At 75.7% G+C, this 23,534-nt stretch carries 21 protein-coding genes; 6 read left to right on the top strand and 15 right to left on the bottom strand.

What is annotated here, in order from left to right; genetic code table 11:
• Positions 1-44: 44 nt before the first annotated feature.
• The 11 genes from HUT16_RS30445 to HUT16_RS30395 all read right to left on the bottom strand — a co-directional run bounded on the left by HUT16_RS30445 (position 45) and on the right by HUT16_RS30395 (position 9,601).
• A complete protein-coding gene (locus HUT16_RS30445) occupies positions 45-416 on the bottom strand; it encodes a pilus assembly protein (protein ID WP_217712109.1) in 372 nt (123 codons plus the stop codon).
• A gap of 254 nt (positions 417-670) precedes the next feature.
• The gene (locus HUT16_RS30440; protein ID WP_176191251.1) at positions 671-1,033 is read right to left on the bottom strand and encodes a TadE/TadG family type IV pilus assembly protein; all 363 of its coding nucleotides are present in this window, start codon (positions 1,031-1,033) and stop codon (positions 671-673) included.
• Between the two features lie 80 nt (positions 1,034-1,113).
• Positions 1,114-1,377 (bottom strand): hypothetical protein, encoded by a 264-nt coding sequence (locus HUT16_RS30435; protein ID WP_176191250.1) that lies wholly within the window; start codon positions 1,375-1,377, stop codon positions 1,114-1,116.
• Between the two features lie 147 nt (positions 1,378-1,524).
• Positions 1,525-2,412, bottom strand: a complete 888-nt coding sequence (locus tag HUT16_RS30430) for a hypothetical protein (protein ID WP_176191249.1) — start codon at positions 2,410-2,412, stop codon at positions 1,525-1,527.
• Positions 2,409-3,377, bottom strand: coding sequence for a type II secretion system F family protein (locus tag HUT16_RS30425; protein WP_176191248.1), 969 nt, complete (start codon positions 3,375-3,377; stop codon positions 2,409-2,411). Before HUT16_RS30425 ends, HUT16_RS30430 begins: the two co-directional genes overlap by 4 nt.
• A complete protein-coding gene (locus tag HUT16_RS30420; protein WP_254898055.1) occupies positions 3,377-4,942 on the bottom strand; it encodes a CpaF family protein in 1,566 nt (521 codons plus the stop codon). Before HUT16_RS30420 ends, HUT16_RS30425 begins: the two co-directional genes overlap by 1 nt.
• A complete protein-coding gene (locus HUT16_RS30415; protein ID WP_176191247.1) occupies positions 4,932-6,356 on the bottom strand; it encodes a hypothetical protein in 1,425 nt (474 codons plus the stop codon). Before HUT16_RS30415 ends, HUT16_RS30420 begins: the two co-directional genes overlap by 11 nt.
• Positions 6,356-6,988, bottom strand: coding sequence for an SAF domain-containing protein (locus HUT16_RS30410; protein ID WP_176191246.1), 633 nt, complete (start codon positions 6,986-6,988; stop codon positions 6,356-6,358). The genes HUT16_RS30415 and HUT16_RS30410 overlap by 1 nt, the downstream gene beginning before the upstream one ends.
• Before the next feature lie 82 nt (positions 6,989-7,070).
• Positions 7,071-8,009, bottom strand: a complete 939-nt coding sequence (locus HUT16_RS30405; protein ID WP_176191245.1) for a hypothetical protein — start codon at positions 8,007-8,009, stop codon at positions 7,071-7,073.
• Positions 8,003-8,395, bottom strand: a complete 393-nt coding sequence (locus tag HUT16_RS30400; RefSeq protein WP_176191244.1) for a hypothetical protein — start codon at positions 8,393-8,395, stop codon at positions 8,003-8,005. Before HUT16_RS30400 ends, HUT16_RS30405 begins: the two co-directional genes overlap by 7 nt.
• A gap of 369 nt (positions 8,396-8,764) precedes the next feature.
• Positions 8,765-9,601, bottom strand: coding sequence for a hypothetical protein (locus HUT16_RS30395; protein ID WP_176191243.1), 837 nt, complete (start codon positions 9,599-9,601; stop codon positions 8,765-8,767).
• 198 nt (positions 9,602-9,799) lie between these two features.
• On the opposite strand from HUT16_RS30395, the gene HUT16_RS30390 reads away from it, so the two are divergent.
• The 3 genes from HUT16_RS30390 to HUT16_RS30380 all read left to right on the top strand — a co-directional run bounded on the left by HUT16_RS30390 (position 9,800) and on the right by HUT16_RS30380 (position 12,543).
• The gene (locus HUT16_RS30390; protein ID WP_176191242.1) at positions 9,800-10,354 is read left to right on the top strand and encodes a pyridoxamine 5'-phosphate oxidase family protein; all 555 of its coding nucleotides are present in this window, start codon (positions 9,800-9,802) and stop codon (positions 10,352-10,354) included.
• A 75-nt stretch (positions 10,355-10,429) separates the two neighbouring features.
• Positions 10,430-10,888, top strand: coding sequence for a MaoC family dehydratase (locus HUT16_RS30385; RefSeq protein ID WP_176191241.1), 459 nt, complete (start codon positions 10,430-10,432; stop codon positions 10,886-10,888).
• Positions 10,889-11,211: 323 nt separating this feature from the next.
• The gene (locus HUT16_RS30380; protein WP_254898054.1) at positions 11,212-12,543 is read left to right on the top strand and encodes an MBL fold metallo-hydrolase; all 1,332 of its coding nucleotides are present in this window, start codon (positions 11,212-11,214) and stop codon (positions 12,541-12,543) included.
• 104 nt (positions 12,544-12,647) lie between these two features.
• On the opposite strand, the gene HUT16_RS30375 is transcribed toward HUT16_RS30380, so the two are convergent.
• On the bottom strand, positions 12,648-13,229 hold the full coding sequence (locus HUT16_RS30375) for a TetR/AcrR family transcriptional regulator (RefSeq protein ID WP_176191240.1): 582 nt from the start codon (positions 13,227-13,229) through the stop codon (positions 12,648-12,650).
• A 250-nt stretch (positions 13,230-13,479) separates the two neighbouring features.
• Between HUT16_RS30375 and HUT16_RS30370 the strand changes: the two genes are divergently transcribed.
• From HUT16_RS30370 to HUT16_RS30360, 3 genes are read left to right on the top strand one after another with little or no spacing between them, the layout of a single operon-like run.
• The gene (locus HUT16_RS30370; protein ID WP_176191239.1) at positions 13,480-14,400 is read left to right on the top strand and encodes an SDR family oxidoreductase; all 921 of its coding nucleotides are present in this window, start codon (positions 13,480-13,482) and stop codon (positions 14,398-14,400) included.
• Complete coding sequence (locus tag HUT16_RS30365; RefSeq protein ID WP_176191238.1) at positions 14,397-15,920, top strand: MFS transporter; 1,524 nt, start codon at positions 14,397-14,399, stop codon at positions 15,918-15,920. The genes HUT16_RS30370 and HUT16_RS30365 overlap by 4 nt, the downstream gene beginning before the upstream one ends.
• Before the next feature lie 16 nt (positions 15,921-15,936).
• Complete coding sequence (locus HUT16_RS30360; RefSeq protein ID WP_176191237.1) at positions 15,937-16,644, top strand: siderophore-interacting protein; 708 nt, start codon at positions 15,937-15,939, stop codon at positions 16,642-16,644.
• Between the two features lie 34 nt (positions 16,645-16,678).
• Here HUT16_RS30360 and HUT16_RS30355 read toward each other — a convergent pair whose 3' ends face one another.
• Genes HUT16_RS30355 through HUT16_RS30345 form a run of 3 tightly spaced genes read right to left on the bottom strand, consistent with a single transcriptional unit; the run spans position 16,679 to position 23,384 of the window.
• A complete protein-coding gene (locus tag HUT16_RS30355; RefSeq protein WP_176191236.1) occupies positions 16,679-19,294 on the bottom strand; it encodes a DUF6493 family protein in 2,616 nt (871 codons plus the stop codon).
• Between the two features lie 44 nt (positions 19,295-19,338).
• A complete protein-coding gene (locus tag HUT16_RS30350) occupies positions 19,339-21,975 on the bottom strand; it encodes a DUF6493 family protein (RefSeq protein WP_254898053.1) in 2,637 nt (878 codons plus the stop codon).
• A gap of 5 nt (positions 21,976-21,980) precedes the next feature.
• Positions 21,981-23,384 (bottom strand): SWIM zinc finger family protein, encoded by a 1,404-nt coding sequence (locus HUT16_RS30345; RefSeq protein WP_176191234.1) that lies wholly within the window; start codon positions 23,382-23,384, stop codon positions 21,981-21,983.
• Between the last annotated feature and the right edge of the window lie 150 nt (positions 23,385-23,534).

The raw sequence follows: 23,534 nt of genomic DNA, 5'->3' as shown, positions 1-23,534 counted from the left end.
TCGTTCGTTCACGTTCCCTCCCCCCACGGTGTGTTGACGTTCTCTCAGTTTCCCCGGTAGCGGTCCAGCACGGAGGTGAACGTGCCGGTGAGCGTCTTGCTGCCCGGCGTGCCGTCCAGTCCGAGCAGGTCGGACAGCGGCACCGTGCAGGACACCCGGACGGTGACGGTGGTCAGGGTGCCGCCGTCGGTCCGCAGCGAGCCGTACTCCGGGTCCCCGGTCGGCTCGGTCTCGCACCGCACCTGCCGGGCCGCCAGCGCCTGGCCGACCGCGTCCGCGGCCGCCTGCCGCGCCCCCTCGGGGGTGCGGGCCAGCGAGGCGGCGCGGGCCCCGGCGCGGGCCGCGGCGTCGACCACCGCGCCGGTGGTCTGCAGGCGTCCGGCGGCGACCGCCATCAGCGCGAAGCTCAGGATCACCGGCACCAGGATCGCCGCCTCGACCGCGAACGAACCGCGGTCCGCACCCCGCCGCCACCCCGATCGTCCCTGCGCGGATCGTCCCCGCACGGACCACCATCGCACGGACCACCGCCGTACGGACCACCATCGTACGGACCACCGCCGTACGGACCGCTGTCGCACGGACCACCGCCGTACGGACCGCTGTCGCACGGACCGCTCCCGGCCCGCGGCGAAGGCGCGGTGCTCCCCCCGCACCGCTCCCCCGCCCGTCACGGTGCCACCGGCGGGACGAACTTCTCCCGGGGGGCGGCGGCCGTTTTGGTGATCGTCAGGTCGGCGAACGGCACCAGGGTGAGCGTCCTGACGGTGACGGACAGCTGGTACGTGTCCGGGTCGCCGCCGGTCTGCTGCGGCGGCTGCGCCAGTTCGACCACGCTGCCGAGCCGGTCGACGAACTCGCTCGCCCGCTGCTCGCCCGCACCGGCCGGCGCCCCGTTGGTCCGTCCGGCTTCCACGCCCTCCCGGGCGGCTGCCAGCGCGGCCTGTTCGGCGTACCACCACAGGCCGGCCTGCACCACCAGGAGGATCACGAACAGCACGGCCGGGAAGACGATGGCGAGGCTGATCGTCATCGCCCCCCGGTCGGACCTGCGGGCACGCGCGGACCACCCGGCCGGTGCGGGCCGGGTGGCGGGCCGGTGCGGGCGGCGGATCACGGCGCGGTGCCGCCGGCGGGAACGTCCTTCTGGATGTTGCCCTGGACCTTCTGGCCGAGCTGGGTGATCGCGTAGACGACCGTCCCGGCGATGGCGACCAGCACGATCACGGCGAGGGCGAGTTCGATGCTGATCGCGCCGCGGTCGCCGGACTCGCGGGCGGCGCGCAGCTTGACGAGGCGGTACTCGACGGCGGGTCGGACGAGATGGAGCGGGAGCAGCGGCCGCAGGGCGGCCGCCACGGTGCGGATTCGGGCCATGGTGTGGTCTCCAGGACTTCGAGGGGAGGGACTCGGTGCAGGTGCCGCGCGAAGGCGGGTGGCGCTGTTCGTTCGCTGCTCGGTCGGGTGGTCGGGTGGTGCCGGGTGGTCGGGTGGTGCCGGGTGGTGTCGGTCAGGTGGTCTCGGTCAGGTGGTGTTGAGCATCTGGTAGACCGCCGGGAAGGCGATCAGGACGGTCATCAGCAGGGTCAGGGCGGAGCCGGGGGCGACCATCCGCTCGCTGTCGGTGTTGGCCTTGGCGAGTTCCTCGGAGAGCAGTTCGCCGCGCAGGCTCTTGGCGCGGGCCCGCAGGGTGTCGTAGACGGCGGCGCCGTCGACGCCGGAGATCCGCATGATGTCGGCGACGTCCTGGAGCGGGGTCAGGCCCAACTCCTGGGCGAGCGCGTCGAGTCCGTCCCAGGGCGGGAGCCGGTCGGTGGCGGCCCGCTCCAGGGCGTCACGGATCCGCCGAAACACGGTGCCGCGCCCGACCGCAGCGGCCCGGCGCAGCGCCTCGGCGGGCCCGCAGTCGGCGGCCCGCTCCAGCGCGACGAGTTCGAGGTACGCGGCGATGCCGTGCAGGTACTCGGTGCGGGCCTCCTTGGCCTCGCCCGCCACGATGCCGTCGGGGACGAACCAGAGCAGCCCGGCCAGCAGTGGTCCGACCAGCAGCGGGACGGCCGGCGGCAGGCCGTCGCCGATCACGGCGGCCATCACCGACAGGTAGCCGGGCAGCGCGAACCCGAGCACGGCGAACAGCAGTTTGTGCGCCATGAAGCGGGCCGGGCTGCGGCCGATCAGGGCGAGCTCCCGGTGCGGGACGCGCACCCCGGGCAGTCGCGCCGACCCTTCGCCGACCCGGTCGTACCAGGGCAGCGCGGCGTCCGCGTCCTCGGGCCGGCGCGGTTCGGGAACGCGGTGCAGCCGGTCCAGGGCCTGGCCCAGGTCCGGTGGTGCGGGCCGGAGTTCGGCGAGCAGCAGGGCCACGCCGCCGGCCGCGGCGCCGCCGGCCAGGACCGCCCAGGGGGAGATCATCCGGCCTCCTTCACCAGTGGTTCGTCCTCGGTTCCCGCGTTCTCCCCGGCGGCGCTCCGGCCGGGCAGCCGGCCGGTCTTGGAGCGGCGGTCGGGTTCCAGCACCCGGGGCAGCGGGGTGTGCCGGGCCAGCGAGCGCATCCAGGCGATCACCGCCACGAACGCCACCGCCACGACGGCCAGCACCAGTTGGCCCAGCACCGTCGAATAGGGCGCGGTGTAGTGGGAGTTGAACGCCCCGATGACGATGACCAGCAGGATGATGCCGACCATCCAGCGGATCGTGGTGCGGTGCTTGGAGCGGTCCGCCTCGATGGCACGCCGCTGCCGGACCTCCTCGCGCACCGACTCCGCCATGTCCGCCAGCGCCCGGGCCAGGCCGGGGCCGCTGTCACCGGCCCGCAGCACGAGGGCGGCGAGCACCTTGTCCGCGGTCGAGTCGGCGACCTGGTCGCCGAAGGCGCGCAGCGCGTCCTCCGGCCGCCAGCGGGACTGCAACCGGGCCGCCAGGTCGGCGATCTCGGTCTCCAGCGCGACCGGCGCGGTGCGCCGACTGGTCATGATCGCCTGGTTCAGGCCGACGCCGAGCAGCAGCACGTCGGCCAGGCGCTGGGTCCACTCGGCGAGCGCCTCCAGCCGTTCGATCCGCCGGGTGTCGGAGCGGGTCGCGTCGAACAGCCAGGGCAGGCCGAACACGGCGGCCGGGACGAGCAGTCCGACCAGCGGGATGCCGGTGAACAGCCAGCCGCCGGGCGCGCCGAGCAGCGCCAGCACCAGCTGGCTGCGGCGCAGCCGGGCCATCCCGGGCGAGGCGGTGCCGGGCGCCCCGTACCAGAGGGTGTGCAGCCGGCCCTCCAGCGGGTTGTGCCGTTCCTCCTCGTCCACCGGCCGCCCGCGCAGGCCGGCGGCCAGCGCGACCAGCCCGCCGGCCAGCGCCAGCCCGCACAGCACGTACAGCAGCAGCATCAGCGCATCCCCCCGATCCGCAGCGCCAGCGGCGCGCCCCACGTCCCGTACGGGGAGCCGAGCAGGCCCGCGTCGAAACCGGCCCGGCGCAGGTCGTCCAGGCAGTGCGGCGGGGTGACGGGCACCGCCCGCACCTCGCCGAGCTCCGGGCGCGGCCCGAAGACGGTGTTCAGCGCGGGGCGCCCGGACTCGCCGAGGCCGGCCACCTCCAGCACGTGCGAGACGAAGCGGTGCCGGCGTCCGCCGACCGCGGTCTCGTCGACCATGGCGACGTGCACGATGAAGTCGACCGCGTTGGCGGTGAGCCGGTAGGCGAGGGTGTCGGTCATGTGCGCGCCGTACTCGAGGCAGAGTTCGGCGATCCGGTCGACCACCATGTGCGGGCCGCGGGCGTGCAGGGTGCACATCGAGCCGCCCTCGCCGTTGGTCATCACCCGCAGCATCGGCACCACCTCGGCGGAGCGGACCTCGCCCACGATGATCCGCGACAGCGTCATCCGCAGCGCCGCCGGGATCAGCTCGCCGATCGTCAACTCGCCCGCCATCCGGCCGTCCACGCGTTCGCCGTTGCCCTCGCGGGCCTCCATCGGGACGACCTGCCGCAGGTGGCCCAGGGTGTGCAGCCACAGCTCGAACTCCGACTCCAGGGTGCCGACCCGCTCGTCCGGCGGGATCTCGGCGGCCATCGCGCGCAGCAGGCTGGTCTTGCCGACGCCCTGGGTGCCGGTGATCATCACGTTCTTCCGGGCCCGGATCGCGGACGCCAGGAACGCCGCCAACGTGGTGTCCACGGTGCCGAGTTGGACCAGGTCGCTGAGCGTCGCACTGGCCACCCGGTGCCGACGGATCGCCACGTACGGGCGGGGCGTCACCTCGGTCATCGCCTGCAGGCGCATCCCGCCCTCCAGGCGCAGCGCCAGCATCGGGCTGGCCGTCGACAGGCTGCGCTCGCCGCCGCCGTGCTGACGCGCCAAGTCCTGGAGCAGCTCGACCAGTTCCTCGTCGGTGTCGGCCACCGGCGGGACCTGCCGCAGCGGTTGGTGCACCCGCGAGACCCACACGTCGTCGCACCCGTTGATCAGGATGTTCTCGATCTCCGGGTCGTCCAGGTACGGCTGCAACCGCCCGGCCCGGAACAGCAGGTCGTACACCGCCTCGGCGAGCACCCGGTCCTGCTCCCGGGTCGGCGGGATGCCGTGGGTCTGCGCGTAGGCGTCCGACCAGCGGGCCACCGCCTCCTCGATCAGCGCCCGCCCGCGCTGCCGCCGGGTGGCCCGGTCCGCCTCGCTCCCGGACGCCTGGGACAGCCGCGACAGCTGCTGGTGCAGCTCCGCCGCGACCTGGCGCTTCAACTCCCTTGCCACCTGCGGGTCCACGGCCGGACGCGTGCCCGCCGACGGGAGCGCGGGCACCGCGGACGCCACCGGCCCGGTCCGCACCTGCGGCTCCGCCACCGGCGGCTTCCCCCAGGGCAGCCCGGCCGCGTCGGCCGAACCCCCCGGCACCACCTGTCCGTTCACCGGCTGCTGCGGCGGCAGCGGCCCCTGGTACGGGCTAGCGCGCACGCCGCACCTCCTCCCCGTCCGAACCGTCCTGCCCCTGCTGCGCGTGCTGCCCGTGCTGCGCGTGCTGCCCCTGCTGTCCCGGGAACGGCGCGGGCGCGGGCGGCTGCGGCACCGCGGGCGGCGCTATGTACGGTGCGGCGTACGAGATCTGCGGTGCCTCCGCCCGGATCGGCCACTCCCCCGTGAACTGTCCTCCCGCAGCCGCCACTTGCGGCGCCTGCGGCTGGAACTGCTGCTGTGGGTAGGGCTGTTGCTGGTACGCCTGCGGCTGCTGCGGGTAGGACGGCGGCGGCTGCTGTTGCTGTTGCGGGTACGGCTGCTGGTGCTGGTGCTGGTGCTGCTGCGGGTATGCCGGGCCGGCCACCGGCCCGGCCGTGAACGGCGGCACCGGCTGCGGGGCCTGCACCTGCTGCGGCGGCGCCATCTGCTGCGGCGGCACCGGTGCCGGGCGCAGCGGCGGCACCTGCTCCCGGGCCTGCGGCTGGGCCGGTGCCTGGGCCTGCTGCTGAACCGGTGGCTGGACGAACTGCGGTGGCACGGGCTGGGATTGGACCGGCTGCGGCTGCTGAGGCTGCTGCTGCGGGGGCAGCGCTTGCGGGGGCAGCGCCTGCGGGGCGGGCTGCGGGCCGCCCAGGCGTCGGCGGCGGGCCTCGGCGACGCCCTGGATCCGGTCGGCGGCGGTGCGCGCGGTGCGCATCAGCTCGGAGCGGATGAAGCGCCGGTCGGTGGTGTCGCCGCCGTCGGAGAGCACCCGGGCGGTGCGCGGCGCGTGGGTGAGCGCCCCGAGCACGGGCAGCTGGAACTGCCGGGCGACCTCGTTCTCGGGGTAGGGCCCCTCGGTGACCAGCAGCAGGCCGAGGCCGTCCGAGCCGGCGCCGTGGGTGTCGAGGTCCTCGCGCAGCGCGGCGATCCGGGGCCGGGCGGCGGAGAGCCCGCGCAGGGTGGTGCGGACGGTCGCGGCCACCACGTCGGCCCGCCGGGGCAGCACCGCCATCGACCCGTTCGCGCCGGAGCGCCCCAGGTCGAGCAGCACGTCGTAGCCCTGCGGTTCGAGCGCGCGCAGGGCCTCGACCAGGGGCTCCCAGGTGTACGCCAGGCCGGGGGCCTGGGTGGGGTCGGTGAGGCCGGGCAGCAGCAGGCGTTCGCCGGTGCCCTGCGGGGAGACGTCGAGCAGCTGCTCCCACAGCGTCTCGGCGAGCAGCCCGCGCCGGTCGGCGACGGCCAGGTTGCGCAGCCCGTACACGGCCTCGACCCGGCCCTCCAGCGCCCCGGCCAGCACCGCCCCGCCGTCCGGGTCGCACTCGACCAGCAGCACCCGGCGGCCGGGGCGCAGCGGCCAGGACAGCAGCAGCGCGAGCGCACTGCTGGTGGCCCCCGGCGCGCCCGTCCCGCCGAGCACGGCCACCACTGCCATCAGGACCCTCCGGCGGTTCGGGGCGCCAGGATCACCTGGAACTTGCCGCCCGCCACCCAGAGCGCGAGCCGCGGCCCGTCCGCGGGGCCGACGGCGACGTCTATCACGGTGCTGCCGTCGGTGTCGGGCTTGCCCACCGCGGCGACCACCGCGGTCATCGTCTCCGGGGTGCGGGTGGTGGTGGCGTCGCCGCTGCCGCCGGGCGCGTTGACGATCAGGATCTGCAGGCCGGGCTGCAGCCGGGTGGCGGGCAGCTGGGAGCGCTTCGCGGAGACGCCGACGATCTGCTGCCCGGGCTGGGTCGCCGGGTCGCTGGTCAGGTCGGACTTGACCAGCAGCGCCCCGCGCTTCAGATCGGTGGTGGCCCGCAGCCCGACGGTGCGCTGCAGGTCCTGGGCGTCCAGCGGGTGCAGCGCGGGGTCCCCCGCGATGTGCGCCACCACCAGGTCGTCCGGGCTGAGCACCTGCCCCATCGGCACGTCCCGGGCCAGCGCCAGCACGGCGATCCGCTGCCCGCTGCTGTTGTACAGCACCGCCCCGCCCAGTCCGCCGGCCGCGATCAGCGCAGCCGCCATCGCCAGTACGGCGGGGCGCCGCCGTCGTGCGCCGAGTCGGCGCGGCGGGGTCGGCATGCTTCGGTTCTCCACCGCTCTGCGGCCTCTCACTCGTGATGGGACGTCGGTCTCCGGGCCTTCGGCCCGGTGCGCCGGCCGGTCAGTTCAGCACCTGGACCTCGTTGACCGGGACGCTGAGCACCGCCTGGGTGTAGGTCGGCCACCAGTCGAAGTCGGTCATGTCGATGGCGGTGCCGTCGGTGCTCCGCGCGCTCACGTGCCACTTCAGGGTCACGCTGAGGCTGTAGGCCTTGTCCTTCATCCGCGCCGAGCTCTCGGTGAAGACGTGGCTGCAGGTCGGTGCCCCCTGCGCGCTGAACGGGTTCCCGGCGTCCTTGCAGGAGAAGTGCTGGATCTGGCCGTTCCCGGCCGGCCCGTCGTCCACGTTCCAGACGACCTCGGCGAGCGTGACCGTGGTGGTGACCTTGAATCCCACCCCCTCCAGCGTGCTGCTCAGCGGCCCCACGGTGCCCGGGTCCGCGTCGAACCACAGCCACACCGGCGATCCGACCACCGCGTCCTTCGCCGGGGCGACGTGCAGGACGGGTTCGGCGACGGTGATGGTCTTCAGGGCGTCGTAGGCGACCTGGGCGGGCGTCTTGGGCGGCGGGGCCGCGACGGGCTGGGCCAGGAAGACCTGGCCGGCCGGCACGAAGCCGTCGTCCAGGATGCATGACTTGTCATAGAAAGCGCCGTCCTTGGAGGTGCGTCCGGCCCACACGGCTTCGTCCGGGAGCGGCTGCGGATCGGCTTCGATGTAGTAGCAGCCCTCCGAGAACGCGCCCCGGTCGTCCAGCCAGCACGCCACTTCCTTGCCCTTCCAGGTGCACTTGTCGCTCCCGCCGCCCCCGCCCCCTCCCCCGGACGTCCCCCCGCCCGCGGTCGGAGTGCTGCCCGGCTCGTGGTGCCCGGTGCAGATGGTGCGGTCGGCACACGGCCCGACGGGGTCGTCGGCGGCGTTCGCCGCCGGAACCGCCGCAGCGGCCAATCCGAGTCCGATCAGTACACAAATAGCGGTGCGCCAGGCGGAGTTCAGCATGACTTGCCCTCCTCGCGGGTGAACTCGGCGACCAGCCAGCGGTTTCCGTATTTCTTCATCACGACGGTCGCCGGATAACGCGACAGCCGCGGTTGCGGATCCCTGATCTCCTTCGTACTGGCGTCCGCCTGGTGCCAGCCGGTCACGTCGAGGCAGTCCTCGACCGTGGCGGTGGGCGGATTGGCTTGTAGATCAAGGCTTTTGAGGATGGGCGAGGTGCGCGGTCGGCCGATCATGACGAGTTTGTTGTCGTGCAGCTGGGTGAGCGAGATCACGGTTTCGGTGAACGCCGAACCGGTGGCGTACTGGCGCAGCGGCGTTCCGTCCGAATCCGATCGCCCGAGGACGTCGACCTGGACGTCCCACCAGGCCTGATAGGCCGTCACCGCGCCGTTTCCCTGCAGGCCTTGGCTTCCTTCCCGGGGGGCGGGGCTGCCGGTCTCCGAGGCGGGCGCCGTGGCGGCCCCGGTCGCCTGCGGAAGGCTTCCGGAGGGTGTTCCGAGTCGGTCCGCCGATCCCGCGCCGGAGGCGGAACAGGCTGCCAGCAGGAATGGCAGGAGCAACCCGCTGATCCCAACCGCCCCAGGGCGCACCAGAATTGAGCGCTGCCGCATAGCCCCACCTTGTTGCGGCCGGACCTGTGGTGGATCCGGACCGCTGATGTCGTCTGCCGTCCCCGGTTCGTTCTGAGGTCGCTCGGAGGTCGATTCTTCGCCACCCCGCCCCGGCACGGCAACACCCGGGGCGTCCTGACCTTACGCGGAAGGCGGATCGGTTGGGGCACTTTCTCGCCACAGAACCGCCAAAAGTTCATCGGAAAACGGCAATCCGGCGAGCGCACCTCTCACTGCAGCCCGATTGCGCATCAGGAGTCTTCCCCCGTCACGCGGGACCAGAAGTCTGGCTTCTCCCGCATTGGCCGGTTCTCCCCATCCCAACTGCCCTTCCACGGCGGGTTGGAGGTCGAGCGGGCCGACGGCGGCGGGCGCGCCGGGCACGCCGTGCTCCAGGACCCGGCCGAGCGCCCAGCTGAACGAGCCCTCGGCGCCGGGGAGGACGCCGTCCCGGCCGCGCCGGCCCGCGCTCCAGCGGCCGATCCGGCCCCAGAGCGGGACGCGCGAGTGGCCGAGCAGTTCGCCCGCGCCGTCCTCGCGCTGCAGGGCGGCCCAGGTGTCCCGGTCGGCGACGGCGTCGACGATCAGCAGGGTCTCCTCCTGGGCGCCGTGCACCATGGCGCTGGTGATCCAGTCCCAGGCGAGGCCGCGCCGGTAGGCGTTGTCGGAGGTGGAGCCGGCGGTGACCAGGGCGACCCGGCGGCCGCGCGGATCGGCGACGAGCTGGCCGACCAAGCCGACCACCAGCCAGCGGGCGGGGCGCTGGGCGGCCTGCCGGAGCGCGGTGAGCAGGGTGTTGGCGTCGGCGTCGGCCGGGGGGCGGGTGACGGTGCTGCCGCGGGTGCCGGCGTCGAAGGTGCGGCCGGGGAGGGCGTCGGCGAGGGTACGGGCGCCGTCGGCGGCGCGGGCCGAACCGCCGTGGCCGCGTTCGGGGCCGCCGTCGGCGCCGATCATCACCAGTTCGATGCCACCGCTCACCCGTACCGCCCCCTCCACCTGTACCGCCCCTGGCCTGCCGCGCCGCCCCGTCCGGGCCGGCCGGGCCGCAACGGGACGCCGCCGGAGCCAAGGTATCGCCGCGGGGTGTCGGTGCGGGGCGGAATCGGCCCGATGAGCCCCAGCTCAGGGACCATGGGCCCTGTTCGGGCCCGCACCGGCGGGGGCACCATCGTCGGTATGGACCGTGACGACCGGGTGGAGACCCTCAGCGAGGCCGAGTGCCTGCGACTGCTCGACACCGTGCCGCTGGGGCGGGTGGTGTACACCGAGCACGCCCTTCCGGCGGTGCTCCCGGTGGCCTTCCGGGTGGCGGCGGACGGCCGGCTGATCCTGGCCCTGCGCACCGGCACCCGGGTGGCGCGGGCGCTGGACGGCACGGTGGCCGCGTTCCAGGTGGACGACTTCGACCCGGCGGGCCGCTGCGGCTGGAGCGTCCTGGTGCACGGCCGCGCCGAGGTGGTGCGCGATGCGGGCGAGCGGGCGGCCCTGCGCTCCGGCGGCCTGCGCCCGTGGATCCCGGACCCGGGCCCGGAGTACGTGGCGATCAGCCCGGAGCTGGTCTCCGGCCGCCGCATCCCCCCGGTCTTCCCGGACGCCACCCCGACCGGCACCGCTCCGGCCTGCACTGCCCCGACCGGCACCACCCCGCCCGCCGCAGCCCCCGCCACAGCCCCGCGGGCAGGCGCCACCGTCCCGCGGGCAGGCGCCGCCCTCCACCCCGCTGACATGTGACCGGCGAGTAGGCATACTCTGCGAGTTGGCCCCGCCCCGGGCCGCCCCTGCCCCGACGCACCTGTGGAGCGCACCGTGACGACCTTCGCCTCGCTCGCCGATCTGACCGCCGCGGTCGGCGCCGAACTCGGCACCAGCGAGTGGCACACCGTCGACCAGGACCGGGTGAACCTGTTCGCGGAGGCGACCGGCGACCACCAGTGGATCCACGTCGACCCGGAGCGCGCCAAGGAGACGCCGTTCGACGGGACGATCGTGCACGGCTACCTGACGCTCTCGCTGCTGCCCGTGCTGGCGAAGGAGTGCTACGCCGTGGAGGGCGTCGCGATGGCGCTGAACTACGGCTCGGACAAGGTGCGCTTCCCGGCCCCGCTGCCGGTGGGCACGGCGGTGCGGGCGACGGCGGTGCTGGTGTCGGCGGACGAGGTGCCGGGCGGCGTGCAGGCGGTGGTCCGGTTCACCATCGCCAGCGAGGCGAGTGCCAAGCCGCACTGCGTCGCGGAGACGATCACCCGCTTCTACCCGGCCGCCTGAACCCCGGCACACCGGCAGCACGCGAACCACGTACCGACCACCCACCGACCACCCGCCGACGACGGACCGTCCCGCATCCCGGGGCGGTCCGTCTCCGTTACTCCGGACGGACCATCCGCTGCGCCCGTTCCGGCGCGTCATCGCCGACCTGCCCGGTTCCTCCGCTTTCGACCGGTAATGTCCCGGCCCGAGGTGCGCCGTCCGGCGCCGGGGGTCCCCGGCCGTCCGGGTGCCGCGCTCCGGCCCGCCGTCGATGCCGCGGGGCGCACCGCGTCCCGCCGTCCCGGCGCGCCGCCGTTCGGGTGTTCGACCGTGGAGGTACCGTGTCCCGCCCCGTCTCCTGGCTGTTCCGTGCCGGCGAGTTGGCCGCCGAGGCCGGCCTCGCGCTGCGCGACGCGAAGCGCTCGTACCGGACGCTGCCCCGGGAGACCTGGCAGCGGATGCGCACGGACGCGTTCGGCGCGGACCCGTCCGGCTGGCGCCTGCACCGGGTCCGCAACTCGCCGCACTTCGTGGACGGGTCGTTCCGCAACCCGGTGGCGACCCGCCGGCTCGCGTACGCGCACACCCCGCTGGCCCTGATGCGCACCAAGCTCGCGGTCGACCCCAACCGCCGCACCCCGGCCGCGGCGGTGCCGGTGCACCGGCTGCTCCCGGGGGAGCTGGCCACCCTGCCCGCGTCCGGCCTGCGGCTGACCTGGCTGGGCCACGCCACCGTGCTGGCCGAGCTGGACGGGGTGCGGGTGCTGTTCGACCCGGTGTGGAGCGAGCGCTGCTCGCCGTTCGACTGGATCGGCCCCAAGCGCCTGCACCCGGTGCCGCTGCCGCTGGCCGAACTCGGGCCGGTGGACGTGGTGGTGATCTCCCACGACCACTACGACCACCTGGACATGGCGACGGTGCGGACGCTGGCCGCCGGGGACGCGGTGTTCGCGGTGCCGCTGGGCATCGGCGCGCACCTGGAGCACTGGGGCGTCTCGCCGCGCCGGATCGTCGACCTGGACTGGTGGGAGTCGGCCGAGCTGGACGGCCTGCGGCTGACCGCCACCCCGGCCCGGCACTACTGTTCGCGCGGGCCCCGGCCGAGCGGGAAGTTCCTCTGGTCGTCCTGGGTGGTGGAGGGCAAGCGGCACCGGATCTTCCACAGCGGCGACAGCGGCTACTTCCCGGGGTTCGCCGACATCGGCCGCCGCTTCGGGCCGTTCGACGCGACGATGATGCAGGTGGGCGCGTACTCCGAGCACTGGCCCGAGGTCCACCTGACGCCCGAGGAGGCCGTTCAGGCCCACCGCGACCTGCGCGGCGAGGTGATGCTGCCGGTGCACTGGGGCACCTTCGACCTCGCCCCGCACCCGTGGGAGGAGCCCGCCGAACGCGCCGTGGCCGCCGCCCAGGACGCGGGCGTCACGCTCGCGCTGCCCCGGCCCGGTCGGCCCTTCGAGCCCGCGAACCCGCCCACCGCGAAGCCCTGGTGGCGCGCCGTCGCCGCGGCCCCGTCCGGCGCGGACCTGCTCCTCCCGCCCGGCCCCGCCGCCGTCCCGGACACCCCCGCCGCCCTCACCGCTTCCCCGGCCCTCCCCGACGCCCCCCTCGCCCGGGTCCGTCCCACCGCCGGGCAGTCCCCGGCCCAGGACGGCGAGGTCCCCCGGCGCTAGCGCCGCCGCGGCCGGAAGCCCGCCCGGCCTCCCGGTACGCCCGCCCTCCCGGCACCCTCGCCCGGCCTCCCGACGCGGGGGCCTTACAGGGCCTCGCGGGGGCCTCAGGACGCGGCGGACGCCAGGCGCAGGAAGTCGGCGGCCAGCGTGCGCGGCTCCAGCGCGTCCGGCTCCCGGCCGCTGAGGACCCAGAAGAAGACCGGCCCGACCAGCAGCGCGGTCGCCTGCTGCATCGGGACGGCCAGCGCCTCGCCGGGCAGGGCGCGGCCGATGACGGCCGCCGCGCTGGCGCCGATCGGGTCGGCGCCGCGCAGCAGGTCGCGGACGGCCGTGTCGTGCTGCGCCTCGCCGACCAGCGCCCGGTAGGCGGCGCCCGCGTCGGAGGTGGTGAGGAAGGCGACCAGGGCTTCGAGGTAGGCGGCGAGGTCGGCGGCCGGGTCCTGCTGCGGGGGGACGTCCAGTTCGTGGCGGGCGTCGGTCGCGCTCGCCTCCAGCAGGATCTCGGCCTTGGTCGACCACCAGCGGTAGACGGTCTGCCGGGAGACGCCCGCGCGCTCGGCGATGCCCTTGAGGGTGACCGCGCTGTAGCCGAGTTCCACCACGAGGTCGTCGACGGCGTGCAGGACGGCCGTCCGGGCCTCCTCGCTGCGCGGGCGACCGACCTTGCCGTGCTCGCTGCCGCCCATGCCGCTCCCTCTCCCGGGCCTTCGCTCCGGCCATCGTACGTGACGAGACAGTGTGCACACGGTTGCGCCAAGCACCGTCCGGAGCGGCCCCGTTGGGCGTGCGACGCCCGTCCCGCCGGCCCGGTCCCGCCTCCCTCGGCCAATTAATGGACACGGTGTACCGGATCTGTTAGTTTCGGTGCATCGTGATCCTTAATTGCCGGCCGACGGTGCCGGCACCATGCCCGCAGGGCGGAAGGGAGACCGCACCGTGCGTGTCTTCGTGACGGGTTCCACCGGCTGGATCGGTTCGGCCACCGTGGACGAACTGCTCGGCTCCGGCCACCAGGTCCTCGGCCTGGCCCGCTCCGACCGGGCCGCGGCCGCCCTGGCCGCCAAGGGGGCGCAGGTGCACCGCGGCGACCTCGACCACCCCGCCTCCTTCCGGGAGGCCGCCCGCGCCGCCGACGCGGTGGTGCACCTGGCCAACAAGCACGACTGGGCCGACCAGGAGGGCGGCGACCGCGCCGAGCGGGCCGCCGTGGAGGCGGTGCTGGACGGCCTGGAGGGCTCCGGCAAGCCGTTCGTGATCGCCAACGGACTCTCCGGCCTGGTCCGGGGCCGACCGGCGCTGGAGACCGACGCCTCGCCCGAGGTCGGCCCGGCCGCGGACCGCGGCGGCTCGGAGAACCTCGCCCTGGAGTCGGCCGCCCGCGGCGTCCGCCCGATCGCGGTCCGCTTCGCCCCGAGCGTGCACGGACGCGGCGACTGGGGCTTCGTCAACTGGCTGACCGCCGCCGCCCGTCGGCACGGCGTCAGCGGCTACGTCGGGGACGGCACCCACGAGTGGTCCGCCGTGCACGTCACGGACGCGGCCCGGCTGATCCGCCTCGGCCTGGAGCACGCCCCGGCCGGGACCCGGATGCACGCCGTCGCCGAGGAGCGCGTCACCACCCGGGCGATCGCCGAGGCGCTCGGCACCGCCCTCAGCCTGCCGGTGGCCCCGATCGACCCGGCGGACGCGGCGGAGCACTTCGGCGTGGTCGGCCACTTCTTCGGGCAGACCCTGACCGGCTCCGCCGACCTCACCCGGACGCTGCTCTCCTGGCGGCCCACCGGCCCCACGCTGCTGGAGGACATCCTCGGCGGCGCCTACACCACCGACACCTCCGACCACGGGAAGGACGCATGACCACCACGCCCTCCGGCACCGCCGCCATACCCCCGTCCACCGGGCCCACCGGGCCCGCCGAACCCGCCGGGGCCGCGGGCGTCCGCCGCACCGAGACGCTCGTCCTGGCCTGGGTGTCGGTCTGCACCGTCCTGGTCGTCGGCCTGGTCGCGGCGATCAACCTGGCGGTGCCGATGCTCGCCGCCGGCCCGCTGCACCCCAGCCCCGCGCAGTTGCTGTGGATCGTCGACGCCTACGTCCTGGTCTTCGCCTGCCTGGTCATCCCCGGCGGCGCCGCGGGCGACCGGTTCGGCCGCAAGGGCGCCCTGCTCGCCGGGCTGCTGGCCTTCGCCGCCGGGGCCGCGCTCACCGCCGCGGCGCCGAGCACCGGCGTCATGCTGGTCGGCCGGGTGGTCAGCGGCGTCGGGGCGGCCCTCGTGCTGCCCAACGGCGTCGGCGTGCTGGTGCACGCCACCCGCCCCGAGCGGCGCGGCCGGGCGCTGGCGCTGTGGGGCGCGGTCGCCGGGCTGGGCGGCCTGATCGGCAACCTGGGCGGCGGCGCGCTGCTGTCGTCCGGCTCCTGGCGGCTGCTGTTCTGGGCCGTCGTCCCGCTCGCCCTGGCCTGCGCGCTGGGCGTCGCGCTCACCGTCCGCCGCAGCGGGCGCAGCCCCCGCTCGCTGGACCCGGCCGGCACCACGCTGCTGGTGCTCGCCACCGTGGCGCTGCTGGTCGGCATCATCGAGGGCCCCGGCTCCGGCTGGGCGAGCCCGCTGGTGGTCGGCGCCTTCGCGGTCAGCGCCCTGCTCTGGACGGCCTGGGTGCTGGTCGGGCTGCGCACCGCGCACCCGCTGCTCGACCCCCGGCTGTTCCGGATCCCGATGCTGAGCGCCGCGAGCCTGGGCATGTTCGTGATGTTCTTCGGCAGCTTCGCGCTGTTCTACCTGAACGCCTCGCTGCTGCAGTACGGGCGCGGCTTCTCCCTGTTGCAGACCGGTGTCGCGATCCTCCCGCTGGTGCTGCCCATGATCGTCGGCGCCCGGTTCGCCCCCGCGCTGGCCGAGCGGATCGGCTTCGCGGCCACCCTGCTGCTCGCCTTCGGGTGCCTGGGCGGCGGCCTGTTCGGGCTGGCCTCGGCCGCGCACGCCGGCTACCCGCTGTACGCGCTCTGGCTGGTCGTGATCGGCACCGGGTTCGCGCTCGCGATGCCGGTCCTGACGGTCGAGCTGACCTCGTCCCTGCCCGCCCACCGGGCCGGTGTCGCCGGCGGACTGCAGTCCGCCACCCGGGAGTTGGGCAGCGCGCTGGGCGTCGCCGTCGCCGGTACCGTGCTGACCTCGGTCTTCGCCTCCGCGCTGCCCGCCGCCGCGCGCGGGCGGCACTCCGTTCCCGCCGCACTGGCGGCGGCACCGGCCGACCGGAGCGCCGTCCTCGACGCCTTCGTGACCGGGGCGGCCTCCGCCCTGCACGTCGCGGGCGCGGTCACCCTGGCCGCGGGCGCCGTGGTCGTCCTCGCCGCCCGCCGGGCCGGCCGCACCGACTGAACGGGAGGAACCCACCGTGCCACGCCGTCTGCTCGACCCCTTCCTGCTCCCCGCCACCGTCACCGCCAACGAACCGCTCGGCCGCCGCTGGCGCGCCCTCACCCTGACCGGCCCGCGGCTGGCGGACCTGACCGTCGTCCCCGGACAGCAGGTGCGCGTCCAGGTCGGCGGGTCGGACTCGCTGGTCGACCGCCTGGTCGGCACCCTGCGCACCTACTCGGTGTGGTCGCACCGGGGCGACCGGCTGGAGCTGCGGGTGCTGGACCACGGCGGCGGCCCCGGCGCCGCCTGGGGCCGCACCGCCCGGCCCGGCGACCGGGTGCGGCTCGGCAAGCCGGAGGGGCGGTTCGTCACCCGTCCCTCCGCCCACCACCTGTTCGTCGGCGAGGAGACCGCCTCCGCCGCCTTCGGCCCGATGCTGGCCGCCCTGGGGCCCGGGGCCCGGGCGCACGCCGTCGTCGAGGTGGACGGCGAGGACGACCGGCTCCCGATCCCGGGCGTGCGGTGGGTCCACCGGGGCGGGCGGCCCGCCGCCGGGTCGGCCGGACTGGTCGCGGCGGTCGCGGCGCTCGACCTGCCGCCGACCCCCGGCACCGCCTACCTGGCCGGTGAGGTCGGCACCGTCCGGCTGGTCCGCGACCACCTGGTGCGCGAGCGCGGCTGGGACCGGCGCGACGTCCTCACCAAGCCCTTCTGGGCGCCCGGCCGCACCGGCCTGGAGTGACCCCGGCCCGCCGGGCCCGGCCCGGGGAGGCGCCCTACCCGAGCACCGCCGCCAGGTTCCCCGCCTCGGTGACCGTACGGCTGCGCCCGCCGCCCGTCGCGACCCGCGTCACCGCGTCGATGCCGCCGCGCGCGCCCGTCTCGCGGGCCCGGTCGACCGCCGTGGCCAGCAGCTCCGCGGCGCCCCTGGGCACCGGCGCCGCCAGCAGGACGGGCAGCAGCGCGGCCAGGACGTCCCAGGCCAGCCGGGGCGCTCCGGCGGCGGCGAGCTCGGTGAGGGTGCGGGCCAGGCGGTTGGGCCGGACCGCGCCGTCGCGGACGAGCGCGCCGGCCGCGCGCCCCAGGGCGCCCGGGTCGACGGCCCGCTGGGCGGCGAACGAGAGCAGCGCGTCGACGGCGGCGGCCCGGCCCCGCTCGGATTCCGTGCCGCAGGAGAGGGCGAGCAGCAGGTGGACGGCGGGGCCGCAGGGCCCGGTGTTCTCCGCCAGCAGGAGCGGCAGCCGGTCGTCGCCGAGCCGGGGGACGAGGCGGACGGCGGTCTCCTCGCGGTGCCGGGGGAGGATCGCGGTGGCGCGCCCGTCGATCTGCCAGGCCCTGCCCCAGTAGTGCTCCTCGGCTTCCCGGCGCGGCCCGAGCAGCAGCCGGATCGGCTCCGGCACCTGTGCCCCGTCCGCCACCGCGAGCAGGTCCAGCCGGTCGGCGGCCGGCGCGGGCTGCTCACAGTGCCGGTGCCGCACCGTCCCCGACGCCTTCCCTGGTGCTGTTTCCTGCACCGTTCCCGGTGCCGTTCCCGGTGCTGTTTCCTGCACCGTCCCCGATGCCGTTCCCGGCGGTACGACGGTGCTCTCCCGCCGGGGCAGTCCGCCGCCGCGCAGCCAGGCCGCCAGCCGCTGTCCGGCGGGCGAGGTCAGCGCCTCCGCGCCCTCGCTCCCGTCGCCCGCCGTCCGCAGCAACGCCTGCGCGAAGTCCACCGGCCCGGGCCGGACGCCGAGTTCCTCGTAGCGGGCCAGCCTCGCCACCAACTCCCGTCCGTCCAGGGCGCCGTTGCACCAGGTCGGGGTGGACAGCAGGAACGGGACCGGGTCGGCGGCCAGCCGGTGGGCGGTCTCGTGCAGGCGGGCGGCGAGCACCGAGCCGAAGACGCCGCCGTACTGGTAGCGGTACTGGAGCAGCGGCGGCAGGTCTTCGGGGTGGGCGGTGCCGGCGGCGATCCGGGCGAGGACGTGTAGCGGCTCCCAGGTCGGCCGGAGCGGGGCGAGGGCGGCGGCGAGGGCGGTCCGGTCCTGCCAGGCGTGCCGGGCCAGGCCGTCCAGGACGCGTTCGAAGGCCGTGCTCTCGTCGGGAGCGGCCATCGCGGCGGCCAACTCCTCGGCGACCTCGGCGGGAGTGGCCAGCGGCACGGGCATCGCCACCGGCCGGGGCGGCTCCGGCAACCGGTCCTCCACCACCACCCAGGCATCCAACACCACCTCCACACCCAGCAGTTCAGCCGCCACCGAGGCATGCGCCGGATCCAGCAGCAACGCCGCCGCCCGCAACTCCGCCAACAACTCCCCCTCCACCGAACGGACATGGCGCTTCACCACCTTCAACGCCTGCCCCTGCACCTGCCGGTCCGGATGCCCGAAACACCCCGCCACCGCCCGCAACGCCACCTCCACCCGACCACCAGCAGCCACCCGGTCCAGCCAACCCAACTGCGCCCGCACCAACTTCTTCTCCGGCCGCGCCAACACCACCCCCGCCGCCTCCGCCAACTCCCCCTCCCCCAGCAGCCCCGCACCCTCCAACACCATCAACGACTCCAACGCATACCCGGCCACCACCGAGTCACCATCCAACAACGCCAACAACGCCCGCCGATTGTCCGCCAGTTCAGCAACACCCGGCTCCAACGCACGCACCAGGTCCAGGTAGGTGCGCAGTTCGCCGGGCGCCCCGCCGCGGACCAGCCGGGCGAAGCCGCGGGCGAGGAAGGGCGCCCGGTCGATGGTGCCGTCGGCGACCAGGGCGACCAGGGCGGGGGTCCAGCGCTCGGCGTCGTCGCGGCGGGCGAAGTGGTCGAACCAGCGGGCGGTGGGGCCCTCGAAGACCAGCGGGGCCAGGACGGGGGTGAAGCTGTCCGCGCGCAGCCGGGTGCGGAGGTCGACGTCGGGCGGCAGGACGGTGACGGCGCTGCGGAACAGGGCGGAGCTGCGGTCCCGCATCCAGTCGACGACGAAGCCCGGTTCGGCGGGCGGCGGGGTGTCGCTGCGGCGCAGCAGGTGTTCGGCGATGCCGAAGAGCAGGCCCGATCCCCAGTCGTCGGCCCTCCCCGCCCGCCGGTTGGCCAGTCGGAGGCCCGTCTCCCGCTGCCAGGCGGCGGGTTGGCCGTCCAGCAGGCCGATCAGCGGCGGGCGGTCCCAGGCGCCGTGGCTGTCGAGTTCGCCGCGGGCGAGCCAGTCCGCGGCCCCGGCGGGGGTGCTGTGGCAGACGGCTCCGACGACCAGGAGAGCGTCCCAGCCGGGCCGGACGCTGTCCCGGCGGATGAGTTCGCGGCGCAGCGCCTCCAGGCCGGGCAGTTCGGCGCTCCGCCGCGCCCCGTCCATTCCCGCCACCAGTTCGGCGGCTCGCGCCGGGTCCGCGTTCCGGATCGCCGTCACCAGGTCCATGTTCCGCTCCGTTCCTCGTCGTCCGTCGTTCTGCGGGTGGCCGGTCAGTCGCCGAGCACGGCGGCCAGGTTCCGGGTCTCCGCGAGCAGTTTGGTGCTTCCCTTGCGGGCGGCGGTGCGGGTCACCGCGTCGATCGGGCCGCGGGCGCCGCTGCGGCGGGCGGCGTCGACCGCGACGGTGAGCAGGTCGGCCGCGCCGCGCGGGGGTCGGCCGTCGAGCAGGCCGGGGACGAGGACCGCCAGGATGCTCCAGGTGAGCCGGGGCGCGGGGTCGGCGAGTTCGGCGAGGGCGGCGGCGAGGCGGTTGGGCTTGACGGCGCCGAGGGCGAGCAGTTCGAGCACCTCGCGGGCCAACTCGGCCGGGTCGAGCTGCTGTTGGGCGGCGAACGAGAGCAGGGCGTCGACCGTCGCGGAGCGGTCCTCGGCGTGGCCGGCGCCGAGACCGTAGGCGAGCGCCTGGTGGACGGCGAGGCCGCAGGGGCCGTCGGCCTCGGCGAGCAGCGGCAGCAGCCGGGGAGCACCCCCGACGGGGGTGGTGTCGGCGGACTGGGCGAGCTGGCCGGTGATGCGCAGCGCCGACTCCTCGCGGTGGTGCGGGAGCAGGGCGGTCCAGCGGGCGCTGGGCACGGCGCCCTCGACGGCGGAGCGGCGGAAGAAGGGCTCGGACGGGCCGAGCAGGGCCAGCAGGACCGCGGGCGGGGTGTCCGCGTCCGCGATCCCGGGCACGTCCAGGGCGGGTGCGGCGAGGCACGTCCACGCGTGTTCCGCCAGTTCGGGCTGGGCCGAGTACCGGCGGAAGTCCGCGCACCAGACCCCGGTCTTCCAGGTGCCGGGCGGTACGACGGTGCTCGTCCGCCGGGGCAGCCCGCCGCCGCGCAGCCAGGCCGCCAACTGCCGCCCGGCGGGCGAGGTCAGCGCCTCCGCGCCCTCGCTGCCATCGCCGACCGTCCGCAGCAGGGCGAGTGCGAAGTCGACCGGCCCGGGCCGGACGCCGAGTTCCTCGTAGCGGGCCAGCCTGGCCACCAACTCCCGTGCGTCCAGCGATCCGTGGCGCCAGGTCGGGGTGGACAGCAGGAACGGCACCGGGTCGGCGGCCAGCCGCCAGGCGGTCTCGTGCAGCCGGGCGGCGAGGAACTCGCCGACGGGGCCGCGGAATTCCCAGGCGCTGAACATCCGGCCCTGCCGGGACTGCAGGGCTGCCCGGACGCGCTGCTCGGGGACGGCGCCGGTGGCGGCACCGGCCAGGACGCCGAGCACCCGCCATTCGTTCTCGGGCAGGACGGGGGCGAGGGCGGCGGCGAGGGCGCCCCGGTCCGCCCAGACCTGGCGGGTCAGGCCGTCCAGGACGCGTTCGAAGGCCGTGCTCTCGTCGGGAGCGGCCATCGCGGCGGCCAGCTCCTCGGCGACCTCGGCGGGAGTGGCCAGCGGCACGGGCATCGCCACCGGCCGGGGCGGCTCCGGCAACCGGTCCTCCTCCACCACCCAGGCGTCCAACACCACCTCCACACCCAGCAGTTCAGCCGCCACCGAGGCATGCGCCGGATCCAGCAGCAACGCCGCCGCCCGCAACTCCGCCAACAACTCCCCCTCCACCGAACGGACATGGCGCTTCACCACCTTCAACGCCTGCCCCTGCACCTGCCGGTCCGGATGCCCGAAACACCCCGCCACCGCCCGCAACGCCACCTCCACCCGACCACCAGCAGCCACCCGGTCCAGCCAACCCAACTGCGCCCGCACCAACTTCTTCTCCGGCCGCGCCAACACCACCCCCGCCGCCTCCGCCAACTCCCCCTCCCCCAGCAGCCCCGCACCCTCCAACACCATCAACGACTCCAACGCATACCCGGCCACCACCGAGTCACCGTCCAACAACGCCAACAACGCCCGCCGATTGTCCGCCAGTTCGGCAACGCCCGGCTCCAACGCACGCACCACCTCCAGGCTGGTCCGCACCTCGCCCTGGCCGCCGCCGCGCACCAGCCGGGCGAAGCCGCGGGCGATCAGTGCCGGGCGGTCGATGACGCCCTCGGCGGCGAGCCGGGCCAGCACGGCGGGCCAGCGCTGTCCGAGGTCCTTGGCGGCCCAGGGGCCGGAGAATTCCTGGACGCTGTCGACGTCGAAGACCAACGGGGCGAGGACGGGCGTGAAGCCGTCGGCGCGCAGCCGGGCGTACAGGTCGGGGCCAGGCGGCAACTGCGGTTGCCAGCGGCGGGGTTCGGGACTGCCGCGGTCGCGCATCCATCCGGTGACGAAGCCCGGTTCGGCGGGCGGCGGGGTGTCGCTGCGGCGCAGCAGGTACTCGGCGACCTGGTAGGGAACGGGGCTGCCCCAGGCATCGGGATCGGCGGGGCGGCGGGCCAGCCGCAGCGCCACTTCCCGCTGCCAGGCGGCGGGTTGGCCGTCCAGCAGGGCGAGCAGCGGTCGCTGGTCCCAGGCCCGGACGTCGAAGTCGCGGCCGGCGATCCAGTCGGCGGCGCCGGAGGGGGCGGCGTGGCAGACGGCGCCGACGACCAGCAGGGCGGTGACGGCGCCGCCCCGGGCCTGGTCGCTGTCGCGCAGTTCGCGGCGCAGCTGCTTGAGCCGGGGCAGTGCGGCCCGGCGCTCGGCGTCCGCCATCCGCCCGACCAGGGCGGCGGCCAGCGGGGTCCGGGCCTCCCGGACCGCGGTCACGAAGTCCACGGTGATCACTTCTGCGCCGCCCCGTCCGTACCGTCCGCCCAGTCCGCCCTGTCCGTACCGTCCGCCCAGTCCGCCCGGCCCGTCATCCGCACCGCGAGCACGTGGCTGCACGGTCCGCGGTCGCCCCGGTGGCGGGCCCACCAGCGGCAGGTGCAGCCGAGGGCGGTGCCGTCGGCGCCGACCCGGACGTGGTGGACGTGGTCGCCGACCGTGACCACCCGGAGGTCGCCGGTGACCGGGCCGACGGCGTCGGCGGCGAGCAGGGCGCGGGCGGACCGCAGCCGGGGGTTGCGGTCCTCCACCCGGCCGCTCTCGTACGGGAGTCGGCGGTGGAAGTGGGCGGCTTCGGCGAGGTCGTAGCCGATCTGGCCGCCGGTGGCGAGGTGGGCGAGGGCGGCCCGGACCCGGTCGGGGGCCAGGCCGGAGTCCTCGGCCAGGTCGGCGGGTTCGATCCGCGGGTCCCAGGCGAGCAGGGCGGCGAGCGCGTCGACGTCCGCGGCGGGGACGTCGGCGGCAAGCAGGTCGAGCAGGCCGCCCTCGCCGGAGAAGCCGCGGGAGCTGTCGGGCGACAGGGTGAGCGTCAACCGGCCGCCGGGGAAGGCGAGTTCCCAGGCGGAGGCGGTGGGTCCGGCGGGGGTGCCGGGCGGGGCGTAGACGTGCAGGGCGGTGGCGTGGCGCAGCAGCGGGCGCAGCGCGGAGAGCCGTTCGGGGCCGGGCAGGCAGATCGCGCCGGGGCCGGGGCGGGAGGTGGCGCGCAGGCCGGGCCCGGCCGGGAGGACCCAGCGGACGGTGCCGCGGCCGGTGGTGGGCAGGGCGCGCAGGAAGCGGACGGCTTCGGCGGCGGGCAGTTCGGCGCGCCGGTCGAAGCGGGCGGTGAGGACCTGGGTCTCGGCGAAGCCCTTGAGCCAGCGCTGCGGCAGCGGGACCTTGCGCTCGACCAGTTCCCCGGCGCCGACGCCGACGGCCAGCTCCTCGGCGCCGACGGCGAGCCGCAGCCGTTCGCCGGGGGTGCGCAGCCGCAGGGCCTCGCGCAGCGGGGCGTTGACGTCGACGTTGGTGGTGCCGTGGCCGGTGGCGGCGCCGTCGAGCCCTTCGGGCAGCACGTCGAGCCGGGCGTGCACGCCGCCGCAGCCGGAGAAGGACTCGAAGCGCAGTCGGTCGCCGTCGGCGGTGACCACGGGGTCGAGCGAGGCGGCGCCGACGGGCCGGTGGTAGCGGGCGGCGGCCACGTCGGCGACGGCGAGCAGCGCGGCGGCCGCGGCGTCGGGGTGGCGCAGCACGCCGGCGAAGAACCTGGGGTGCTCGGCCGCGCCCTGCGGGGTGGCGCCGCCGCTGGTGGCGAGGTCCAGCCGGCTGGGGCGGAGCGCGGAGGGGTGCAGGTAGCGCAGGGCGTGTACGGCCGTGGTCATGGGCGGAACGCTAACCTCCGCCCCCGACAGCACCCCCGCCCAGCCCGGCACCGCGCCCGCCGCCCAGCCCGACCCCCAGCACCGCCCCCGCCCCGCCCACCCCACCGCACCCCACCCCCACCGCACCGCACGTGACCGGCGCCACAGTCC

It is taken from the genome of Kitasatospora sp. NA04385, assembly GCF_013364235.1.
Taxonomy (GTDB): domain Bacteria; phylum Actinomycetota; class Actinomycetes; order Streptomycetales; family Streptomycetaceae; genus Kitasatospora.
The sequence above is the reverse complement of the archived record's forward strand: the minus strand, read 5'-3'. Positions and strand labels throughout refer to the sequence as shown.